20 protein-coding genes are annotated in these 22032 nt (G+C 39.4%); all 20 read right to left on the bottom strand.

What is annotated here, in order from left to right:
* Entirely contained in the window at positions 1-414 is a 414-nt protein-coding gene (locus WMZ97_RS06055) for a YwqH-like family protein (RefSeq protein WP_343271190.1), read from the bottom strand.
* A gap of 729 nt (positions 415-1143) precedes the next feature.
* Positions 1144-1395: a hypothetical protein gene (locus WMZ97_RS06050; RefSeq protein ID WP_343271189.1), complete on the bottom strand. Its 252-nt coding sequence runs from the start codon at positions 1393-1395 to the stop codon at positions 1144-1146.
* 158 nt (positions 1396-1553) lie between these two features.
* Positions 1554-1808: a hypothetical protein gene (locus tag WMZ97_RS06045; protein ID WP_343271188.1), complete on the bottom strand. Its 255-nt coding sequence runs from the start codon at positions 1806-1808 to the stop codon at positions 1554-1556.
* Positions 1809-1821: 13 nt separating this feature from the next.
* Positions 1822-3051, bottom strand: coding sequence for a hypothetical protein (locus WMZ97_RS06040; RefSeq protein ID WP_343271187.1), 1230 nt, complete (start codon positions 3049-3051; stop codon positions 1822-1824).
* On the bottom strand, positions 3030-3530 hold the full coding sequence (locus WMZ97_RS06035; protein ID WP_343271186.1) for a hypothetical protein: 501 nt from the start codon (positions 3528-3530) through the stop codon (positions 3030-3032). Before WMZ97_RS06035 ends, WMZ97_RS06040 begins: the two co-directional genes overlap by 22 nt.
* Positions 3531-3711: 181 nt before the next feature.
* Positions 3712-4062, bottom strand: a complete 351-nt coding sequence (locus WMZ97_RS06030) for a hypothetical protein (protein ID WP_343271185.1) — start codon at positions 4060-4062, stop codon at positions 3712-3714.
* A 66-nt stretch (positions 4063-4128) separates the two neighbouring features.
* Positions 4129-5949 carry a hypothetical protein gene (locus tag WMZ97_RS06025; protein ID WP_343271184.1) on the bottom strand — a complete coding sequence of 607 codons (1821 nt, stop codon included), beginning with the start codon at positions 5947-5949 and terminating at the stop codon, positions 4129-4131.
* 4 nt (positions 5950-5953) lie between these two features.
* The gene (locus WMZ97_RS06020) at positions 5954-6298 is read right to left on the bottom strand and encodes a hypothetical protein (protein WP_343271183.1); all 345 of its coding nucleotides are present in this window, start codon (positions 6296-6298) and stop codon (positions 5954-5956) included.
* Between the two features lie 2 nt (positions 6299-6300).
* Entirely contained in the window at positions 6301-6999 is a 699-nt protein-coding gene (locus WMZ97_RS06015) for a DUF5081 family protein (protein ID WP_343271182.1), read from the bottom strand.
* Positions 6996-7295: a WXG100 family type VII secretion target gene (locus WMZ97_RS06010; protein WP_343271181.1), complete on the bottom strand. Its 300-nt coding sequence runs from the start codon at positions 7293-7295 to the stop codon at positions 6996-6998. The genes WMZ97_RS06015 and WMZ97_RS06010 overlap by 4 nt, the downstream gene beginning before the upstream one ends.
* Positions 7288-7689 (bottom strand): hypothetical protein, encoded by a 402-nt coding sequence (locus WMZ97_RS06005; protein WP_343271180.1) that lies wholly within the window; start codon positions 7687-7689, stop codon positions 7288-7290. Before WMZ97_RS06005 ends, WMZ97_RS06010 begins: the two co-directional genes overlap by 8 nt.
* 22 nt (positions 7690-7711) lie before the next feature.
* Positions 7712-12220: a type VII secretion protein EssC gene (gene essC, locus WMZ97_RS06000; protein ID WP_343271179.1), complete on the bottom strand. Its 4509-nt coding sequence runs from the start codon at positions 12218-12220 to the stop codon at positions 7712-7714.
* A 126-nt stretch (positions 12221-12346) separates the two neighbouring features.
* Positions 12347-13708, bottom strand: coding sequence for a type VII secretion protein EssB (gene essB / locus WMZ97_RS05995; RefSeq protein ID WP_343271178.1), 1362 nt, complete (start codon positions 13706-13708; stop codon positions 12347-12349).
* 230 nt (positions 13709-13938) lie between these two features.
* Positions 13939-14193 (bottom strand): EsaB/YukD family protein, encoded by a 255-nt coding sequence (locus WMZ97_RS05990; protein WP_343271177.1) that lies wholly within the window; start codon positions 14191-14193, stop codon positions 13939-13941.
* An 11-nt stretch (positions 14194-14204) separates the two neighbouring features.
* Positions 14205-14705 carry a type VII secretion protein EssA gene (essA, locus tag WMZ97_RS05985; RefSeq protein ID WP_343271176.1) on the bottom strand — a complete coding sequence of 167 codons (501 nt, stop codon included), beginning with the start codon at positions 14703-14705 and terminating at the stop codon, positions 14205-14207.
* Positions 14677-18129, bottom strand: coding sequence for a type VII secretion protein EsaA (esaA, locus tag WMZ97_RS05980; RefSeq protein WP_343271175.1), 3453 nt, complete (start codon positions 18127-18129; stop codon positions 14677-14679). Before esaA ends, essA begins: the two co-directional genes overlap by 29 nt.
* Before the next feature lie 189 nt (positions 18130-18318).
* The gene (locus WMZ97_RS05975) at positions 18319-18615 is read right to left on the bottom strand and encodes a WXG100 family type VII secretion target (protein ID WP_343271174.1); all 297 of its coding nucleotides are present in this window, start codon (positions 18613-18615) and stop codon (positions 18319-18321) included.
* Between the two features lie 304 nt (positions 18616-18919).
* Positions 18920-19543 carry a thymidine kinase gene (locus WMZ97_RS05970; protein WP_343271173.1) on the bottom strand — a complete coding sequence of 208 codons (624 nt, stop codon included), beginning with the start codon at positions 19541-19543 and terminating at the stop codon, positions 18920-18922.
* A gap of 417 nt (positions 19544-19960) precedes the next feature.
* On the bottom strand, positions 19961-20206 hold the full coding sequence (locus WMZ97_RS05965; protein WP_343271172.1) for a type B 50S ribosomal protein L31: 246 nt from the start codon (positions 20204-20206) through the stop codon (positions 19961-19963).
* 146 nt (positions 20207-20352) lie between these two features.
* Positions 20353-21633 (bottom strand): transcription termination factor Rho, encoded by a 1281-nt coding sequence (gene rho / locus WMZ97_RS05960; protein WP_343271171.1) that lies wholly within the window; start codon positions 21631-21633, stop codon positions 20353-20355.
* Between the last annotated feature and the right edge of the window lie 399 nt (positions 21634-22032).

Genomic DNA, 22032 nt, shown 5'->3' with positions numbered 1-22032 from the left:
TCACTCCTTTTCCGCCGCGCTAATTTGACTATTAAGAGAAGCAAGTGTACTTTGCAAACTGGTTATTCCGGTTTCATAGGAAGCTTTTGTCTCCTGATATCTACTAATATCATCTTCTATTGCCTGCTTCGCATCCTCCGTTTTGGAAATAAACCTTTTTACACTATGCTTATATCCTTTATATTGGTCCTCAAATTTATTTTCCTTCTTCCCTTTCCAGCTAGTTTCATCTATCGTTAGATTGTCAATGGATGTTTTTGTTGTATCTAATTCACTGATACTTGTTGCTAGTGAGCTAGATGCTTCCTTCAATCTACTAATCTTATCCTCTAAGATAACAATTTTATTCTTTGAATCGGTTATAGCTGTCTGAACGGTTTTTCTTTGACCCTGCAATTCACTAAGTTTACTCATCTACTCCCGCCTCCTTTATTTTGGAGATTTTTGATTCGATAACCTGTGCTGTAAGCTTTTAGAATTACTTTTGATTAAATATATACTTACTAACCATTGTCTTTTTGAATAAATTTAATAGGCAATATTATGTATGATCTTACCAGTAATACACTACGAAGCAAAGGTTTTCCTTCAGACTTCTAAAAGGAGAGGAAGAATTAGAACAATCCGTCAAATCTTTCTTACACTTTTACTTTTTACGCAACAAAACCAAATTTTCTCATACAAGTGGGTTGCGAATTATGCTTCCCGATCGTGCAAAGCTACCTGGCATTCTATCGTTATATCCTATCATGGATAAGCTTACCAGGCCAGCTTATCCATGATAGCCATCAAGCCTGATTAGTATATATCACACATGCTGACACAGGAAAATAAATAGTAAGGGGACAGTATGGTGCAGATATATTTTTTCTACTATCCCAAAAGCTTAAAACTACAAAGCATTTAAACGGCTGCATCTCACATCCAATATAATTATGACTTTTAAAAAATTATTACAAATTGAACATAAACTCTTTACTAAAATACTTTTCCCCAGTTATTATAAATCTTCTGGATTAACCACCGTCTTTTTCCACAAGTTTAATACTATCTTTAGGCACCCATCCAAGCCAGGTGTCACGATCTATTCTAGGGAGTTTAAGTTTACTACCCACAAGCAAAGATCCAGTTCCCACTTGGTATTCATTTTCTCTTTTGTAAAACACGAACCTTTTCATCCTGTATAATTCCATAAGATGTAATACTTACACAATCTTTTAGTCCATAGGGATCTATTCTTTTTGTATAAAGTCCACTATTATCATCATGAAAGGTGTTATCAATCTTTCCTTTATCTTTAGTCATTACCTCTATGTTATGATCCATATCTACAATAATTCTATATTCCATTCCTTGATATTTTCCGTATACACCTTTTCTCACCTTTCCAACCATTAATATCATCTCCACAGGTATCGATGCTATCATTTGCCAGTATATTTTACTGACATTCTATATGCCTAAGCAAGACCGGGTAACTGTTAACCCTCTTCTCAAATACTATAATACTTCCTTTTCCCCTGTTATTTTAACTTCATCCAATAGTATCTTCATTAATTTTTAGATAAATAATTGTGTCTGCTTAATAGTAATTCATAAAAATAATCAAACGCTTGGTTTTCATTATCCAATTCTTTAATGATAAAGTGCCCTCCACGTTCCATTGTCTCATAAATTTTCCATACCCCATCATCAAAGGCACAACCCATTACGAGAGGTTCATCAGTTATATTATCAAGTACAATAATGTATTCACCAGTATTAATTTTTTCGGATTTAATTTTCCTTTGAAACTCCTTTTTAGTCATTATTGATCCTCCTCTAGTAATTTGATATAACTCCAATCATTTCTAACATTTCTGCATTCAAAGGGGTTACAATTTGTTCAGCTCCACCTGTCATTAACACCTCACCTGTAGAACTGCTAGACCATGGTGCAGCATTACCTTTCAGACCATATGTTGCATCAATGTCTCCAATGGTTGACTTTGTATTGTCTAAAAATCTATCGTAATGTGCTTTAAACCTGTCGAATTCAATGTTAGAAATGGGATCCTTTCCGTTAGCTACCACAAGTTTATTTAATTCCTCAAAATTCCCATCTTTTATAGAGTCTATGGCGTTGAAATATGGTTCATTAGCAAAGGTACCGACATGTCGTGCCTCTGGATTTTCCAGATAAGGGATTGCACGTTGATCATAGGAATAGGGTAGTTCGTTATCAGGTAAGGTAGTAAAATTTTCTCCAGCCTTTCCACCAATTCTATCCCATTGCTCCGGTAAGTAATTATTTCTATTAATAGGTTGTATTTTGTCTTCTATAAAGCCCATTTTATTTGGCCAATCTATAATCATTCTGCCATTAGGTCCAAATCCTTCTGGTTTTAAATACTTTTTATCTGATACAACTGTTACATCACCTTTAATCTCCCCTAATTCTTTATATGCCTCATGAATCTTTGCTAGTTTTTGATCCGTGGATAAGTCAGTTCTTTTACCAATTTCATTAATATAATTAAAATATTCACCTACGTTTTTGAATTCAATACTTTTTGCGCCTTTTCCTCCAACATTCACACCCTCAGCCTTACTCAACGTTGCCCGAATCTTATTCTCAAACGTATGCGTATTCTGTACTGGCATACGTACATTGCCTGCACCATCCATCGCGAGCATTTGCCGGGATGAAGGGATGTTTTTCGCTTGGGTAACGGCGGAGTCCATTACCTTTCCTGCGCCAACAGCACCTTTTGCCAGTTTATCCTTCGCTACATTGGAGGCATCTTTCATTGCCGCACCGGCACTCTTTAATCGGGTACTGGCCTGTTTTCCTGCTGTGACCGTCATGTCGCCCACATGCTTGATTTCTTGCTTTATGCTGGATTTGATACCTGTCTTCAACCCAAACTGCGCCATATCTGTCCCAAGATTTGCCACTCGTACGGCGCTGCTAAATTTCGTAAGACCGCCAACGCCAGGAACAATATCTAATGGACTAAGCGCGCCGCGGACCCATCGCTCACCTGTCCCTAATTCTCGACGGATACCCAATCTTCGCCGGATATGGCAGACCCCAATTCCAGGGCACCGTATCCCGCACCAAGTGCCAGCCCTGTTGGGGGACAGACAATTGTGGCTCCTACAATGACAACTAACGCAGCAACATTTACCCAAAACTCCTTTTTATGCTGTTGATCCTTAATCGATTCGTATTCAAAAGCATGCATGTTCACTGCTGCCTGTTGATAATCTTCCTGTGAGAGATCCTCATCCGGATTTTCTACTTTCCATGCTTCATATTCCGTTTTTATTTGGTCGGCATAGAAGTTATCCCCGCTAAATAAATCGTCCAGACTTACTTCTGTTTTGGGGACTTCTTGTGTTTGCTGGATTCCATATTCCTGATAGATAACCTTCTCTTCCGTTGCTCCAATCCGGTTATCTGTTGTATAATCAGAGATAGTTGCATCACGCGTGACTTCTACGAAGTTTAACGCTATCTTTAGACATCCAACCAATCCAGTGATCACGATCTACTCTGGGGAGTTTAAGTTTATCACCCAAAAATATGGAACCTGTTGACACTTGGTATTTTTCCCCCCTTTCCTGTGCAATCCAAACCCTTTCATCCTGTATAATTCCATAAGGTGTAATATTTACACAATCTTTAGCGTAAAAGCATATACTAAGAGTTTGATAGGTAGAATTTATCTAGTATGCTTTACCATGCTTTTTTAGTTCCCCTGTGTTGAGGTCAATAGCAAAATTCCAATCTTCCCATCCATGATTAATATCCTTAGAGCATACTACTACAGGACCTATATTATGATGCGTTACATATGCAAAATCATATCCTGGTGGAGGGGAGATATCTAATATCTTATCTCCATTTTTTTTAAATAAAACCAACTTATTACTTTTTTCATCTATTGCTAATACTTGGTCCAATTCCTCTAAAACAATTGCGCTTTCTACTGAAATATTCGTCACATTTATTAACTCTTTATTTGCTCTCCATGAAATCACGTTATCTTCCTTGTTCAAGATTAAGTTATGAATCATAAATTACAACCTCCTTTATAAATACAATCAGTATGGTTTTATTTCCTTTAAGAATAACTTTATAAATTACTTTATTTTAGCTTCAGAAACAACTTTTAAATATTGCATTATTTCATTTCTAGGTACATTAAAATTCACCTGTGAAGCCCCGCCCAATAAAAGTTTATCTAAACTTAAATCAATTTGGGGGCCCACTGGGCCGGATAATACAGGTAGTTCTTTAACTACTTCGTAGGTCACAACTGTATCAATATCTTTTTTCCAATCCTTTTTCACTGCCAAATTATCCCGCACAAAATTCACATCTGAAATACCATCTATCGTTCCGAAACCCCCTGGCCTACTAGAGGGTTGCCCAGGAGATAATGCCATATTTATTTTTGTACCTTTCTCTAAATTAACTTTTTCCGGAACAAATCCTTCTGGCCAAGGGGATTGTTCGTTTATCAACTTGATATATGAATCTTTGATTTCTTCAACTGTTTTATTTCCATCCATTGATACTTCTAAAAATTGGTTCCAGGTATTTTGGGATCCGTGATTTATAGCCTCTTTATTTATTCCTCTCATATTTATTCTGGAATGAAGTTCCTCCGAGGTAAGCCTACCGTATTTATTTCTTAAATACTCCATTCTACTTCTACTAATGTCTCCACCAACATTCACACCCTCAGCCTTACTCAACGTTGCCCGAATCTTATTCTCAAACGTATGCGAATTCTCTGCTGGCATACGTACATTGCCTGCACCATCCATCGCGAGCATTTGCCGGGATGAAGGGATGTTTTTCGCTTGGGTAACGGCGGAGTCCATTACCTTTCCTGCGCCAACAGCACCTTTTGCCAGTTTATCCTTCGCTACATTGGAGGCATCTTTCATTGCCGCACCGGCACTCTTTAATCGGGTACTGGCCTGTTTTCCTGCTGTGACCGTCATGTCGCCCACATGCTTGATTTCTTGCTTTATGCTGGTTTTAATACCTGTCTTTAAACCGAATTGTGCCATATCTGTCCCAAGATTTACCACTCGTACGGCGCTGCTAAATTTAGTTAGACCGCCAACGCCAGGGACAATATCTAATGGACTAAGCGCGCCGCGGATCCATCGCTCACCTGTCCCTAATTCTCGGCCGGATACCCAATCTTCACCGGATATAGCAGATCCCAATTCCAAAGCACCGTATCCCGCTCCAAGTGCCAGCCCTGCCGGAGGACAGACAATTGTGGCTCCTACAATAACAACCAACGCAGCAATATTTACCCAAAACTCCTTATTATGCTGTTGATCCTTAATCGATTCGTATTCAAAAGCATGCATGTTCACTGCTGCCTGTTGATAATCTTCCTGTGAGAGATCCTCATCCGGGTTTTCTACTTTCCATGCTTCATATTCCGTTTTTATTTGGTCGGCATAGAAATTATCTCCGCTGAATAAATCGTCGATGCTTACTTCTGTTTTAGGTACCTCTTGTTTTTCCTGGACGCCATAACCCTGGTAAATTATTTTCTCTTCCGTTGCTCCAATCCGGTTGTCTGTTGTATAATCAGAGATAGTTGCATCACGCATTGCCTCCACGAAAGCATCAATATCTTCGTAAAATGGCTGGTCAATCGTACTGTCAACGATGTCCCCAACCTTGCCGCTAAAGCCATGCATCACTTTAAAATCATCAAAAAGCCCTTGATACTTCTTCTCCCGATTAACATGGCTAAAAGAAACGACCCCATCCACATCATATTTGCCAACATCTGATTCTGCATCTTCCAGATTTTTCGTTACATCCTTCAGATCATCAATCATGCCCTTTCCCCAAGCACCCAGGCCAATAAGATCACCGATACTGTCTTTCACCTTTTCCCATTCTTCGGGAATGTATTTTACATCCATCCTATCAGACCTCCAGTTTGGCTATGATTTGCTCAGCAACTGCTTGGTCTGCTTCGATCATTTTGTTTAACACATCAATCACAAGCGTCGATGCCCGAACATAGTTCTCATATAAGTCATTTAATTTTTCATTCGCATCCGCAAATACTTCCATTGATTCTTTCGCTTTACCAGCCTTATAGAAATTCAACTTACCCAGCTTTTCAATGTTGGGTGTTGTGTTGCTTTCTAATTCCGTTATAATGTCTTGCAATTGATTATAAATAGTGGTTATTTCGTCCGGGCTAATGTCAATCGTTACACCAGCCCCTGCCCCGGCGCCTGCACCACTAACGGCTAATTGTACCATTTTTACTGTGCCTCCTTGTAAGGGAATTCCATTTCATCAAAGAGCACTTTCAAAAACCAATATTGACTGACATGATAGTATTTTTTTTGAACCGTATTAACCATAAATAACTTCTCATCTTTGACAAAGATTAACCATTGCTGGTAATATGCCGGATTCGTACTTTCCTGAACGACCTCTTTAAGATGAAACTTCTCTAGATTAATTAGCATATTACTTGGTTCAAATTGTTCAATCGCTCGTCTTTCCTTGTTAGACAGTTCTTGCTTCAAAAAATGCTTTTCCTTTTCTTGCGGCTCTCTTGTTATAATCGGGAACTTTTCCCCTAACATCTTTAATACGATGGCCTTTGATACAACAAAAAGTTTATATAAACGCTTTTCTTCTATTTCTACCAAAATAATCAATTCATCATCATTATTTTCTCGGAATGCAAACATTAAATTATTGATCCGAACGTACTTTTTGCTTTGATGGTAATACTCAAGAGCTTTAATAATTATTGCTCCACCGTCTGTTATTTTTCCATCTTCGGTGAGGATCTTCTTCTCTACTAAACGATTATGCGCCTCTTCAAATATTTCTTCTCCCTGTAATTGATACACTTGTTTCTCAGGGAGACCAAAAAGCACATTCCCGCCGAATGCTGCGGCCAAAAGATATAGTTCCGGTACATTAAACGTATCTGTCGCATGTGTCATAAGTTCTTCACTTCTTTCACCGAACTATCTTGTTTAAAATCATTCATATATGATTCCAGATTGTTTAACGCTTTTGTCTGCAATGCCACGGCTGATTTTAAATCGTTATGATATTTAGAAATAATATCTATATAGCTTAAGAACGTATCTCGTGATTTGCCCTTCCAATTTGCTGACTCCACATAGGAAATCAGTTTGTCGCACTGTTCATAAGATGTTTTAATGGATGACTCTAAAGCATCTGCGGCAATTTTAGCCTCGTTTAATTTCTCTCCATCGATTTCAACCTTAGACATTAAACCATCCCCCTACTTTATCCGCCAGTTCTTTTAATTCCTTCTCTCGTTTTTCCTTTGCTTCCTCTGCCTCTTTTATCGCTAAGTCTTTATAATGTTCATATTGCTGATAAGCTTGATTAGTAGCCGTTTCAAGCTGGCTAAGCTTATCTTTTTCATAATTAAAATATTTGTTTAGTTCTGCGTTGAGCTCCATTCGCTTCGCCTCGAAATCATCACTTGGTATCTTGGAAGCGTATAAATAAGGCATGGAGCTCGTGTAACTTTGATAGGATGATTCTGCATCACTTACCTTCTTATTATGCTCGGCCTGAGCAGCTTTGAGTTTTTCATATAACTTATAATAATCATCTCTTTTCTTTTCTGTATCGGTATCAAATAAGCCAAAAAACATTGCAACCACGTCCTCTCATATTTTATTTAGGGGGTATTGCAATTTTGATTTTTTCTGCCTTACCATGCTGTATATAATATGCTTCATATGGAAGCAAACTTTTTTCCCGGTATGTTCTGCCTACAACTTCCAAAATATTTTGATCAGCAATACGGCCAATTAACACGCCGCTTTTTTGTTTTTTCACTACTTTGGTAAGATCATCATATAATCGATTGATCGAGCTATGAACAGCACCGATAATAAAATGAATTCCCATTCGTGGACCATTTTCGATAAGTTTTGCGAAATTTGACTGGATCGTTGTTGAAGAATTTTCAATGACAAATAAGACATCTGTTATCAAAACAATCATCGGGCGAATTTCCTGAAGAAAGTCATTGATGGTTGCACGCCCATCTGTCGTATTTTGTATATCCTTAAATGCATCCTCTCTTGCCTCAAATAAATTTTGTAATTGATCGATCAGTTCTTCCATGGATACGGCTCCATCTGCATAAATATCTACATTTTTCTTGTAAATACCAAATCTTGATGACGTATTATCAATCAATCCAACATCAATTTTTTCATTCATGGAGATGCTTGTAATAAGCGTCAAATACGTCTGTTCGATTGGATCTAACAGTTCACCTAAAACTAATGTATTTTGATCATCCATCACATTTAATTCCACAGGCTTTACATCCTCAAGATCAACCGCAAAAGGTATCTTTCCATTTGTAAGCATTGTTTTCGTATCTTGTTTTTTTATTAATGCTGAGAATTCTAATCTTTCCGGTACCATCGGAATATCCTCAGGCCGCTCTCCATCCCAATATGCATCCATCTCTTTCGCCGTCTCCTGAATGGCATCAATAATCGCTAACGCCTCTGCTCCTTCTGCAGGCAGCATCGTCTGGAACAATGCAGGTTCCTCTACTTTAATCAGCCCGCGTCCAGCAATTTCTTCAATTTCTAAATCGGTCTTGCCGACAATCGAGCGTGCTTCCATTTGGTCAATTAAGTACAGAACAACCTGCAATTTAATATTAGAGATTAATGGCATTTTCATGGCGTTTTGGCGACCGGCACTGATTGCTAAATGAATACCGATACTAGCACCTTCCCGGGCGATTTGTGTAATGACCCGATCAAATTCTTCATTGAAATCTGCTTCTCGAACCGTGTCATAGTTATCAATCACGATAAAAAGATTCGGAACGGTTTCGCCACTTGCTTGTTCATACATTTCAATATTAGCTACACCATATTGGCTGAGCTTTTGTTTACGCTCTTTGATGGTGTTCGTTACCAGGCGAATCCACTTACCGATTTTTTCCACCTCATCAACTAACATGGTATCGGCTACATGTGGCAGGTTTTTCAGTGGCAATAACCCGTTCGTGCCAAAATCCAGTAAGTACACATGCAGATGTTCTGGATTATGCTGTCTTACCAAATCCATGACCAGTGTTTGCAGGAAGGTCGATTTTCCATATCCTGGACTGGAGAACACGGCGATATGGCCATTCTTCGTTAAATCGATTGTTAATGGATTCTGCGCCTGTAATTCTGGCTGATCTAATAAACCAATCGTTGCGTGTAGAGCTTTTTTTGGTTCCTGCCATGCTTCCGTATAGTTAACCGGATGAAGATCGCATGAATCGATCCGTTCTGGTAATGGCGGTAACCATGGCCGTGGCAACGGTTCAATGTGCTGTGCTTCGGTATAGTCGTGGATATAGTCAATAACGGCATCCAGTTCCGTTGGTACCTTTTCAATGTCGTCTTTCTTTTCCAATCCGCTTAAATCTTCGGTTAGAATATCGTATTGCCCTAAATCATTAATCGCGTAGATCGTTGTATCGATTAATTCATGATCATCCTTATCCGGTACATAGTCCGCTCCACTCCAAGCACTCTGGAATAATTCATAGATTTCATTATTTCCAACCTGCAAATACGCACGCCCCGGTAAGGTGATCTCCGCTGCATCAGGCGTTTTTAATACCTCATTCGAATCACTGGCATTTTGCACCTTGAGTGCCAGCTTGAACTTGGAGTTCGACCAGATTTGATCATCGACAACCCCGCTTGGCTTCTGTGTTGCCAAAATCAGGTGAATCCCTAAAGAACGGCCGATTCGTGCTGTCGACACCAGTTCCTTCATGAAATCCGGCTGTTCTGCTTTCAATTCGGCAAACTCATCAGAAATCAAGAACAGATGAGGCATCGGTTCACTTGCTTCCCCTTGTTTATAAAGCTTTTGATATTGGTTAATATGGTTGACATCGTGTTCGCCGAATAAGCGCTGGCGTTTTTGCAATTCAGCCTTGATCGATGCTAATGCACGCATCGATTGTGCCCGGTCCAGGTTGGTGATTGTTCCCAGTAAGTGCGGCATATTCCTGAATAAATTTGCCATCCCGCCACCTTTATAGTCAATCAATAAAAAGGAAACTTCATACGGGTGGAAATTCACCGCAAGCGAAATAATATAGGATTGAATGATTTCTGATTTACCAGAACCGGTTGTACCGGCAACTAACCCGTGCGGACCATGGGCCTTTTCATGCAGATTCAGCTGCACAATATCGTCCTTGCCGCGCAAACCCAGAGGAACTGCCATCGTTTTGTATGTTTCATTTTGCTCCCAACGCTGCGCTAGCCCTAATTGCTCTACCTTCTCGACACCATACATCTCCAAAAAGGTGACACTTTCCGGAATGGAGTTTTTCAAGCTTTGTAAATGATTGAGCGGTGCCAAAGCCCGTGATACATCTTCCTTATTAAAACCTGCTGGGAAGTGATCCGGAACAAATCCCCGGTTCACCAGCTCGCCTTCTTCCAAAATTATATTTCCGGTTTTAGCGTCACGAATATCAATAACGGTTTTTACATGCTCTGGCAATGACTGCATAACGTCTTGCACAAATACGAGGGACACACCTAACTCACTCGGATCTTCATTGAAAAATTCCATAATCGTATGATCCAAAATTAACTTTTCATCGGTAATCAATACAACATAATGTGGTGAAAAGTAAGTTATTTCGTTCTGATTACTTTTTTCGTCCAATACCAGCCGGCGTTCTTTTAATACCTGATACATGGAGTGCAAGACCTGATCACGCGATCGTTCGTGATACACAAATCCCCGAACATTCAAATCTTGCAAGCTAGCATGCGGAAGCCAGCGCATCCAGCCCCAGTCTGCCTTCTCTTCTTCTGGGAAAATCGTAATGAATTGTACATCATGATAACTTTGAAACAAGGCGATTTGCATCACCAGCAGTTGTAATTGTTCCAGCACCAGCTCCCTTTGCCCAATATAACCGACAGGTCCTTTCATGATTGATGTCACGACAGGAACGTTTGTTAAACCCTTGTATTGGGTAAGCAATTGACGTGCTAGATCTACCAGTTCATCCTTGTCTTGGGTAAACTCTTCTTCCTTAAATTCTATCTCAAAGCTGGTATTCACCTTCCCTAATCCCGTGCGAAAGTGTAAAAAATCATGGTGAAACATCGTCTTCTCATATGTTCTTGCATCAACCTCTAATACCATTTCCCGAATTTGCTTGATATCTGGATAATGGTATTCCAGTGCATGACGCTGTTCCTCACTTGCATGGTATAATTCTTTCATTTTCCGCTGCAAATATTCCCGGTAGGTTTTATCACGGTGTTTCATATCCGCTTTATATTTCCGCACACTTTTTATATAAGAAGTAATTGAAAAAATGATCGTTGTTACTGTCATAGCAAGCATTACAATAATATAAATACCGCGTGGCTGAACCAGTGTAATAATCACCAGTGCCGCAATCATGACTAAAGGCGGTACAATCGTTCGAGCTAATTGTTCACTCGGTTTCGATGGCTTATTTGATGGTTTAGCAATCGTACGCTTATCTTCTGGTTCCCGGTAAATGATACGGGGTGATCGATGATAATCAGGATATTCTTCACCAAAATAGTTATCTGCTTTTACGAGGGGAACCAATTTGGATGCTATCTGCTTTTTCGGCGTTTGAATCTGGATATCATCCCTGCGAACCAGAACCATCACCCCGTCAAAGAAAAGCTGATCACCAGGTGTGAGCTGAATATACCCATTCACTCGAGAAAAATTATGGTAAATATCTCCTTCATGTACTTCTAAATAAAAGTTTTCACCGTCATGATCGCGAAGCAAAATAAAATCCACGGTTACGTCCGCAATCGTAACGTCATCATAATCATGCGTACCAAATGTGATACTCCGTTTTCCAGCTATATCATATATATGACTTTCCGTTGCATCTGTTAAATAAAAATGGATCGGCAGCTCGCCAGTTACTGTCAGCTGTTCATTTATATGTAATAGATGGTCGTCAATATGACATACATCCCCGTCCCAAGATACGTTGACAGAACGATCAAGCGAAAAAAAGGTCATCGCATCCGCCCGCTCATTGCCCACCGTTAATTCTTTAGGGGTTTCATCGGGTAAATGGCATTTATGTAATTGATCACCATAGCTTACCATCAGTGTTTTCTGTGCCATCTGTGTTTCTTCCTCTCTAAACCTATCTATCTTATATGTATAGAAGATGTTCAAAAAGTGAGCAAACCAAAAAGCTTAAATCTCACTTCCTGTTGCTTTTACATTTGACACCTTTTGAACACCTTGTTATGAATCTTTCTTTGACTTCTTATCCTTTTTTACATCGGAGGTTTGTTTTTCTTTGTCTTCTTTATCTTTTGTTTTATCGTTTGTTTCATCCGTTTCGTCTGCAGTCCGCTCATCTGATTGTTCCGTACTTTGATCCTGTGTACGCTCCCCATTTGCGCTCTCGGAATTGGCTGGTTCGTCTGTATCGTTATCATCGGGTTCCAACTTGTATTCTTCTTGATACTTTTCCAATTGATCCTGTAAATCGCTCACCTTTTCATCACGTTCGGTACCACTTAAATTTGGATCATTCTTTGCCGCTTCCATCTGTTTAATCAATCCATGCATGATCAACACTGGGTCATCGATATATTTTGCCTTTTCAAGGGATTCATCCAAGTCACCCCGGCCATTATAAATCCAATATAGTAAATAATTCTCGTCACTCTTCAGGCTAACATTTTTCATAATGTTTTCTTTGTCTTGATCCGATAAATGCTCCACGGAAATATAGGAATAGGCCAAAATATATTTGGTTGCTTCCGGTAGCTTTTCGGCGTTTTCGCCCTCCAGTGTTGTAATTACTTCACCATAGTCAGATGCAAGGAACCGATCATGGGCATCTAACAATGTATGTTGATATGGAAGAGTTACAAATCCAAAGTAAGCAAGTGGTGCGGCCAGTAAGACAGCAACAACGATCATAATAATAGATAACTGTTTAAATAGACGAAAACGTTTGATTGGAACAATTTGCATCTGTCGCTCTGTTTTCTTCTGTTCCTGCTTATAACTCTCCTCCAAAAGGGTAATCAGCTGACTAAGATCGGTCATTTCGCCAACCTGGCGTTCAAATTCTGTCTCTTTCGCATTTTCCAGTGCTCCATTATATAGCTGGTCAAACGTATATTTCTTGGAGAAAAGGGCGATGCTAAAGGCTTTTAATTGTTTAAGAAAACCTTGTTCAGTCATTATAAACGGGGGAACGACATCACGAATCCCCCGATAAATAATGGATGGCAGTAAATTGTCATCAAACACAAGGTTATCTGGATGAAGGAAAAATGTTATTCTGGTCGCTAAATACTTTTCGATTCGAGCCACATTACATAACAGTCGTAATTTTTCATTTCGAGGAAGCTCTTTCAGGTCTTCCCATTTCTTCTTTTCCTGATCAACAATAAATGAAAAGGCAAACGAATCCCCTTCTTCCTTCACATCTACTGGTACAAACGCATCATCTGGCGCCTCCGTTATCAAGCCCATTTGCCGAATATCCCTGGCCTGTGTCTGTGATTTAGCCAGTCGCAGCTGCCAAATATCTTCTTCGATCGTAAATTGGAGTGTGAGCGTGTCAAACTCCATCGTTTTTTCCTTCATTTCCCTTGACTCCTTCACAACCGTGTAATCGTGCTGATGTAGATTCCTTCAGCACGGATAAAGTGAAACTTCATACAGTGGGGCTCTTTCCCCGCTGTATGTTAGTTGAACAGAATCGGACCTTTACGGGCAGTTGACTCCCACTTACCCTTTGTTGATTTCATCCCAAAATATTGAAGTGGGAGTCTTACTGCCCGTTAAGAGTGGGACAAATGCATCCAAGCATTTGCTTACAAAACAGTCAAAATATCCCCATTGGCTACCGGATAATCGATCAGCATGTCATCATCTGCTAACAGTAAGTCCTTGGTGATTACTTTAATAGCAAAGCGTGAATCATCGATCATCTCAAGCTTCAATGTCTCCATTACATTCAGCAGAAGCTGTTTGACTGGCAATTGTACAGGGATGCGTAAATCATATGTGCCACCACTCGCGCGATTACTAAAATCAATAGTCACATTGATATGTGTATCACGTAACATCTTCCACTCTCCTAATCCGTCAGTTTCCGCATCATGATATAAACTCCCCCGCAAACGATACAAGCGATTCCTGTCAGCCCAGCCAAAAGTACATTATTGAACCATGAATTGCCTTGTTCGTCCTGATCTTCGTTATCAGTTGTTTCCGGAGTCGTGTATTCCGCTGTAAACAGGGATTGCTTCACATCTTTAATCGTTGTATCTGTTTGAGGATCCATCGTAAATAATGAATGTTCCAGATCCTCGATTGATTCCTTGTCTTCTGTTTTTACGGAGTCAATCTTTTTCTTTGTTTCTTCCTTGAATAGTTCCGGAAACTTTTTCTCCAGCTCTGTTTCCGTTGTCTTTTCGGTATTCTTTTTCTTTCCCTCAACAATTCGATCGATTTTCCATTGCAGTTTGCCTTTGTTTTCCTGGCTGTCATTTGCTGATACCGTAAAAGGCAGTATCAGCAACAAACAGCTTAAACAAAGTGACAGGATACTAATTTGCTTTAGCAATCTTTTCATCATCTGTCGCCTCTTTCCCTGGAGAACGATGTAAGACAAGTAAATTAGCCAGTGCACCAAGCAGGATAATCCCGATCATAACGAAAACAGCCAGTGGATAATCCGCAGCTCCTTGTGCCGCTTTCGTTAGTAATGACTCCACATATTGTAACGGTGAATACGTGCGTAATTGTTCCACACCAGAAAAGCTTGATCCGATTGCTTTGGTTAAGAATAAATACATGCTCAACATCACAAGCAGGATAAACATCCCAACCATTTTCAACTGTCTCAATAGATAAGCTGATACTAGCAACATTGCGAGCATAATTCCGGTTAGCAACGCGGTCCATACGATGAGTTTTCCTTCCGTTATATCCAGGAAGTACCCAGAAAGCAAGCCAATGAGTAACCCTTCAACAATACCAATAGCCGCCGTTATTCCAGTTATCAAGCCATTTTTCCCCATCAGGGACTGCTCAGATTCAAATTGATCTGCCGCTAACCGTCGTTGATTGTTTACCGAAATAACGTACGCCGTGAACAATGCAACAATGAAACAAATTAATACTAGGAAATATGGGGTAAATGTATCTCCCGCCACGATAATTCCTTTATTCTTTGTTTGTACCGGATTGGAAAGAAAATCATACAGATCCTCGTTCTGCCGGTCACCAATTCGGCTATTTGCCAACACATCGGCAAAATTATCCGCGAATTCCTGGTCATCCAGTAACTTATCGGTCATATTAACCGATAACGTTTCTGCCTGATTTACTAGATCAACACCACTTTGCTGGATCTGATTTGCCTGATCATCGATGTTATCAAATGTTTGATAGACATGTTCAGCAGAACCCAAATTCCCTGATGCTTGATCAGCAAGTGACTGACTCTGCATTAACAGCGGCTGGAATTCTTCACCGAGCGACATCACGGCTGTATACTCATCATCGTTATGCTTTTGAATTTCCGTTTGCCCTTCAACCAGGTTCAAACTGTTTTCACGCCAATTCGTGATGTTGTCTAGTGTTTGGTTTAAACTTCCATTCATCACTTCCGCTGCATCCGCGGTTTTAGAAACTTTTTGAACTAACTGTTCTGCTTTCCTATCTGTTTTTTCAATAAAGGCTTGATAATCATTGATTTGCTTTTGAAGTTTGTTAAGTGGTTTACTAATTTCATCGGTAACCTTTTGTTTTATTTCACCAACAACATAATCCGTAAGTAACTCACCAACATTTTTCTTATTAAATAGATAGTACAATGAGTCCTCTGTTGCCACATCCGAAAGTTTCTTTCCACTTAAGTCTCCACGTAACTCCTCACTCTCCATATTCAGACCAAAATATGAACTATATAATGTTAGCAATCTTTGATATGGCGCTATTGTATTATTTGCTGCATTTATTAGATCTTCCGTAGCTTTGTCAATTACGGGCTTCTTAACTACGTGCACAACATGGTTATGTTTTATCTTTACTTTTTCAGGCTTTTTCTCCTCTTCTTTTTGACCCTCTACTGGATCAGAGTCATCTTCTTCAACGTTATTTGTTTCACCGCCGCTTTGATCTTTATCTAGACCTGCATTTTCCCCTTCGCCTTGGTCATCAGACTTATCCTTATCCGTTTGACCATCATTAGTTTCACTATTTTCTCCATTATTGGACTCGTCAACTTGCTCCGACTCTCCACTCTCTGTTTCGTCTTCTGCTTGTGGTTTCTCTTTCTGTTGGCTATCCACTTCACCCTCTACGGTAGTACTAGCAACTAATGGAACTTCCACTGATTCAATCAATGCCGTTGGTTTATGATCCTCAATATCTTCTTTTTTCGTTGCATCTATTTGATCTAAACTCCACTTCCATTTAACAGGTTTAAAAACATCAAAGTCTTTATCTTCTAACTTAAGTGAAAGGTGTACTTTGAATTCCCCCGCTTGTTTGGTATCAATCCATACTTTCTTAGCATTATAGGAATGGAATACATCACCACTAGGAGTTTCAACAGATAAATCTTGTATCGAAAATGCTTCAGGTATATCATGCAATTTAAGAATTCGCCATCGCTTTTTACTCTCAGGCAATTCAACAGTATCCGTCATCGTAACTCCATTATCTATCAAATGCTGCCTAAGCTCTTGAATGTTTAATATCTCTTCATTTTCAGAAATAGATACCTGGTTAAACGCTTCATCTTCATTGTACTTTTCCGTTACCGTAATAACATTATTGATTTCATTTATTGTTTTTTGGGAAAGACCAGTATTGTTGATCTTTTCTTGATCTAATGTCGGCAACCTTTTAATCTGACTTTCTATATATTCCCTGTTTTTCTTATCTGGAGCTTTAAATAGTTCTTTTAATTTGTCATTATTAGCATTACCAATCAAATTCGACAACTTTTTTTCTACATTTTCATCAATTACCTTGGATGTTAACAAATTATCCAAATTCTCTTGTGCCTGGCTAACTGTTTGAAGTGCTGTATCTAAACGTGTCCGTAAGTTTGCGGTATCTGTAGCAATACTTCTCATTTCACGATCTGAGTTCTCTTCACGCTTTTGAAATTGTGCATTTATCTGATTATTAGCTTCAACTAATTGATTAAGCTGTTCTTCCACATCACCACTGCTCAACCCATCGTTATACTGGTTAAGCTGATCAAGAAAATCCATGGATAATACGTTATTTGCTTTATGCAACTTGGACGTATCTTCAATATTTGACAGATAGTTATTACCCGACTCGACACCATCTGCCAAATTATCTTCAAAGGAGTTCAGTGTGTCTTCTAAACTACTAAAACTATCCTTTGATATTGCGGTATTATCTTTAACCGCACCAAACTGGTTGGTGTAATTTGCAAGCGGATTTTGAATGGAAGTATTATAGGTATTTGTATGTTCCGCTTCCTTATCAATAATTTCACCTATATTGTCTTGGGCATCTTGCAGGTTACCAATCACACTTGCAAAATACACATCAATAATTCTGCGGTTAAAATCGTTCAACACTGAACTGGCAGTTTCCTCCGCTTGTGCCCGTACATCGTCATTTTCAGAGGCATTAATCTTATAATTCAATACAACATGCTCTGGTGATTCGGAATCGATCGACAATGCCTTTTGCGTGAAATCATTTGGAATGACAATCATCATATCATATGTATTTCGCTCCAGTCCGCTCTGGGCAACGCCGCGACTAACGACATACCAATCATGGTCATTGTTCTTATCCATACTCTTAACAAATGCATCACCAAAATCCAACTCATTATGGTTAAAGTTGGCACCTTCATCCTCGTTAACTAGGGCTATAGCCATCGTCTTGACATCGTTTTCTTCTTCACCTTTCGTAACATGGTTTAACGATAGGTACGTTAGTCCCGAGGCAAGTGCAAGCATTAACACCAGGAACAGCAACAAGCCTTTATATCCTTTTCTCATTTTACATACAACTCCTGCTTATTCTATATGATAGTAAAAAATAATAGCTTCATAACATTTTGACCTTGATTGGGAGAATCCAAATAAATAGAGGATTTAATAATATGAGCTACACAACAATTGTCGTGTAGCTCATGGACAGTGACGAATGGACAGATTTCACTTGTTCCCCACAAAAATAGTCTTTTCTTAGCGAAGACCGAAATTTTGTGCCAAAGCTTCATCCTGTTGAGCCACTGCATCAGCTGTTTTCTCTAATTGCAGCTGAATATCTCGCATTAACTGTTCGAAGTCTTGTACTTTAGGCCGTAACTGAGCAAACTGCTCATCAAAACGTTCAAAAGCACGACCAGACCATTGACCACTTAACTCTGATTGCAAGCTTTCCAATTTGCTTAGAACATCCTGGATCTGGTCCGCACCTTCACCATACCGTTTCGCCTGTCCCTGCAGCTCATCCGGTGTCATTTTAATTTGTCCTGCCATACTCTCCATCTCCCTTATAAGTAATTAAACGACATAAAACAAATAGAAACAAAAGAAAACTAAACTGCTTCCTTATTTAATCCTAATAATCCAGTTTCACCATGTCAACTGAGATTTTCGAAACTTTTTCCAAATCTAGGATTATATACCTATATATAATTTGAAATAAACCTTTTTTCAAAAAAATGATTACAAATGCCTACGAAATTCTGATGGTATTTATTAAGACTTTCTAACTAAAAATTAGTCTTAATTCAGTGTATTTACTTATTTAGTAACAAAAAAAGAGCGCCTATGCACTCTTTTATTTCATTTGCTTTGCAAACAAGCCTTTCAATATTTGGTTACCTGGTTTGTTGGGGACTTCATGATGGTGACGACATCTTGGCTCATATGCCTCCGACGCCCCGACTAAAATGGTTGGATCATCGTACGAGGCAGGTTTGCCATCGATTAGCCGTTGCGTTCGGCTTGCGGGGGATCCACAAATCGGACAAATAGCGTTTAGTTTGGTTACCGACTCACTTAAGGCCATTAACTCTGGCATTGGACCAAATGGCTCTCCGCGGAAATTCGTATCCAGTCCGGCGACAATCACTCGGATTCCATTATTTGCAAGCTCATCAATAACTGCAACAATATTTCTATCAAAAAACTGTACCTCGTCAATCCCAATGACATCTATATCTTTGTCGATGTTCTCCAGGATTTCTTCTGAACTGCTGATTGGACGTGCAATGGCAGAGGAACCATCATGAGAAACAATTGATTTCTCCCCATAGCGATCATCAATCGCCGGTTTGAAGACCCGTACCGTTAAATTCCCATATGTTGCACGGCGGACCCGTCGAATGAGTTCCTCAGACTTACCGGAAAACATGCTGCCGCAAATCACCTCTACCCAACCAGTTTGTTTCATGACATACATGAGCGGGTCTCCCTTCTAATTTCAGTCAGCCGTATGTAGTTACTATACCACTATACCGGACATTCATCATTTACTTTTTACATTTTAAAACGAAAAAAACAGGCAACGTTTAGACAATTTGCCTGTTTTTTGGATCTTAAGAAAATGTGGTGCTTGCTGTTGACTTAGCTGCCAACGGATATGCATCACTTTGCTAAGTCTTTTAAGCTTCTGACCAGTCGACCAGTCGCCCTGCCTTTTTATTTCAATCCAGCTTCGGCTCCCAGAAGCTGCCGTCATAAGCAATAGACATTCCAAACGCCAAAGACCGGCGTTTTCCGGTCTCTTGCTTATGCGTCCGCTTCTAACCGGTCACCTCAGCTTTTTATTTCAATCTGGTTCCGTGGGCTAGCGGTTCAAGCAAGCCTACTCCACTTTTTATTTCATATTATATTTTTTCTTGAATCGGTCTACACGGCCGCCGACTTTGTCTGCTTTTTGCTTGCCTGTGTAGAATGGATGGGACTCTGAAGAAATTTCGACACGAATCAATGGGTATGTGTTGCCATCTTCCCATTCAATTGTTTCTTCCGAGTTCTGTGTCGAACCACTCAAGAATTTAAAATCTGAGCTAGTATCAAGAAATACAACTTTTCTGTACTCTGGATGGATATCCTTTTTCATGTTCTTTCCACTCCTTTTTGCCCTGAGTCCTTAAGAAACAGAGTTATTGTAAGAGCCGTCATAGGTATTATTAACCTTATCTAAACTCACATAAAGAGATTATACCAGTGTGCACTGCTGATTGCAAGAGCACGAGACTGATTTGTCTATCGTTTCGTTCCGCGGCGTTTCATATCCTCGTCAAGCTGCTGGAGGAATTCTTCATTATTTTTCGAAGCACGCAATCGTTTTAAGAAGCGGTCAAGAAAATCATTTGAATCCTGCATGGTTTTACGGATTGCCCAGATTTTGTCTAAGTGACCTTTGTCTACCAGCAATTCTTCTTTTCTCGTTCCGGAACGTAAAATATCAATCGCCGGGAAGATTCTCCGTTCAGCCAGGTTACGATCCAAGTGCAATTCCATATTACCTGTCCCTTTAAATTCCTCATAAATCACATCATCCATACGGGAACCAGTATCAACTAAAGCAGTTGCCAGTATGGTGAAGCTGCCGCCTTCTTCAATATTTCTAGCAGCTCCAAAGAAACGTTTTGGACGGTGGAATGCTGCTGGGTCAATACCACCGGAAAGTGTTCTGCCGCTAGGAGGAATGACAAGATTATATGCTCTGGCAAGTCTGGTGATACTATCCATCAGTACGATAACATCACGTTTATGCTCCACTAGCCGCATAGCTCGTTCGAGAACAAGTTCGGATACTTTAATATGACTTTCCGGCACTTCATCAAACGTTGAACTAACCACATCAACGTCAGGGTGAACGGATCGCTCAATATCGGTTACTTCTTCCGGACGCTCGTCCACTAACAAAATAATCAGCTTTGCATGGGGATGATTTTTGGAAATACTGTTGGCAATTTCCTTTAACAGCATTGTCTTTCCGGCCTTTGGCGGTGCCACAATTAATCCACGCTGGCCAAACCCAACCGGTGTCATTAAATCAATAATTCTAGTTGATATTTTCTTTGTATCTGTTTCCAAGTTCATTAAACGATCCGGATATAAAGCAGTTAGCGCCGGAAAATGTACGCGTTCCTTTGATGAATCAGGATTTTCATCATTGACAGCATCTACATGTAATAAGCCATAATATCGCTCATTCTCTTTTGGCGGGCGTACTTTACCGGAAACCTTATCCCCGTTTCGCAAGTCAAAACGGCGAATTTGTGACGCCGAAATATAGATATCCTCTGCACTAGGCGAGTAATTAATTGGACGCAAGAAACCAAACCCTTCTGATGGGATGATTTCCAAGACGCCATCCATAAATAAATACCCGTCTTTTTCCGCCTGTGCCTTTAAAATCGAAAAGATAAGTTCTTTTTTGGTTAGTTTGGCATAATACGATACTTTATATTCCTTTGCTAGAGCATAAATCTCTTTTAATGTAAGTGTTTCTAAATCTGAAATTGTTAATGTACTCATTCCATCACCACGCCTATTCATTTTTCATCTTGATTTGTTAAAAACGGAACCCTTGGATAATTTGTTAATCTATCCTTTAGAAAAATTGCTATAATTAAAAACTGCAATGCAAGACAAGAGAATCTCTCTTACTTGTCCATGTGCACGTTTGATTTCCACTTCTTTGAATTGAAAATATCCCTTTGAAGAAATGAAGAATTGTCGGAAGTGTTCATTGATGATGTTCAAAAGATACAGCCAAAACGGCAAAACCTTTTAAACACAGGCTAATAGAAGTTTTACAAATTATAATATCCATTATTAACTATTATTAAACATCTACAATAATACCTGTTTCGATATTTTTATTCAACTCTATTTTTTAAAAAATATATTCGGTTTATTTAGTAGAGAAAGAGT

The sequence above is a fragment of the Lentibacillus songyuanensis genome (assembly GCF_039548255.1).
GTDB lineage: Bacteria > Bacillota > Bacilli > Bacillales > Amphibacillaceae > Lentibacillus_C > Lentibacillus_C songyuanensis.
Note: the sequence above shows the minus strand (reverse complement) of the source record. Positions and strands in the feature narration are given on the sequence as shown.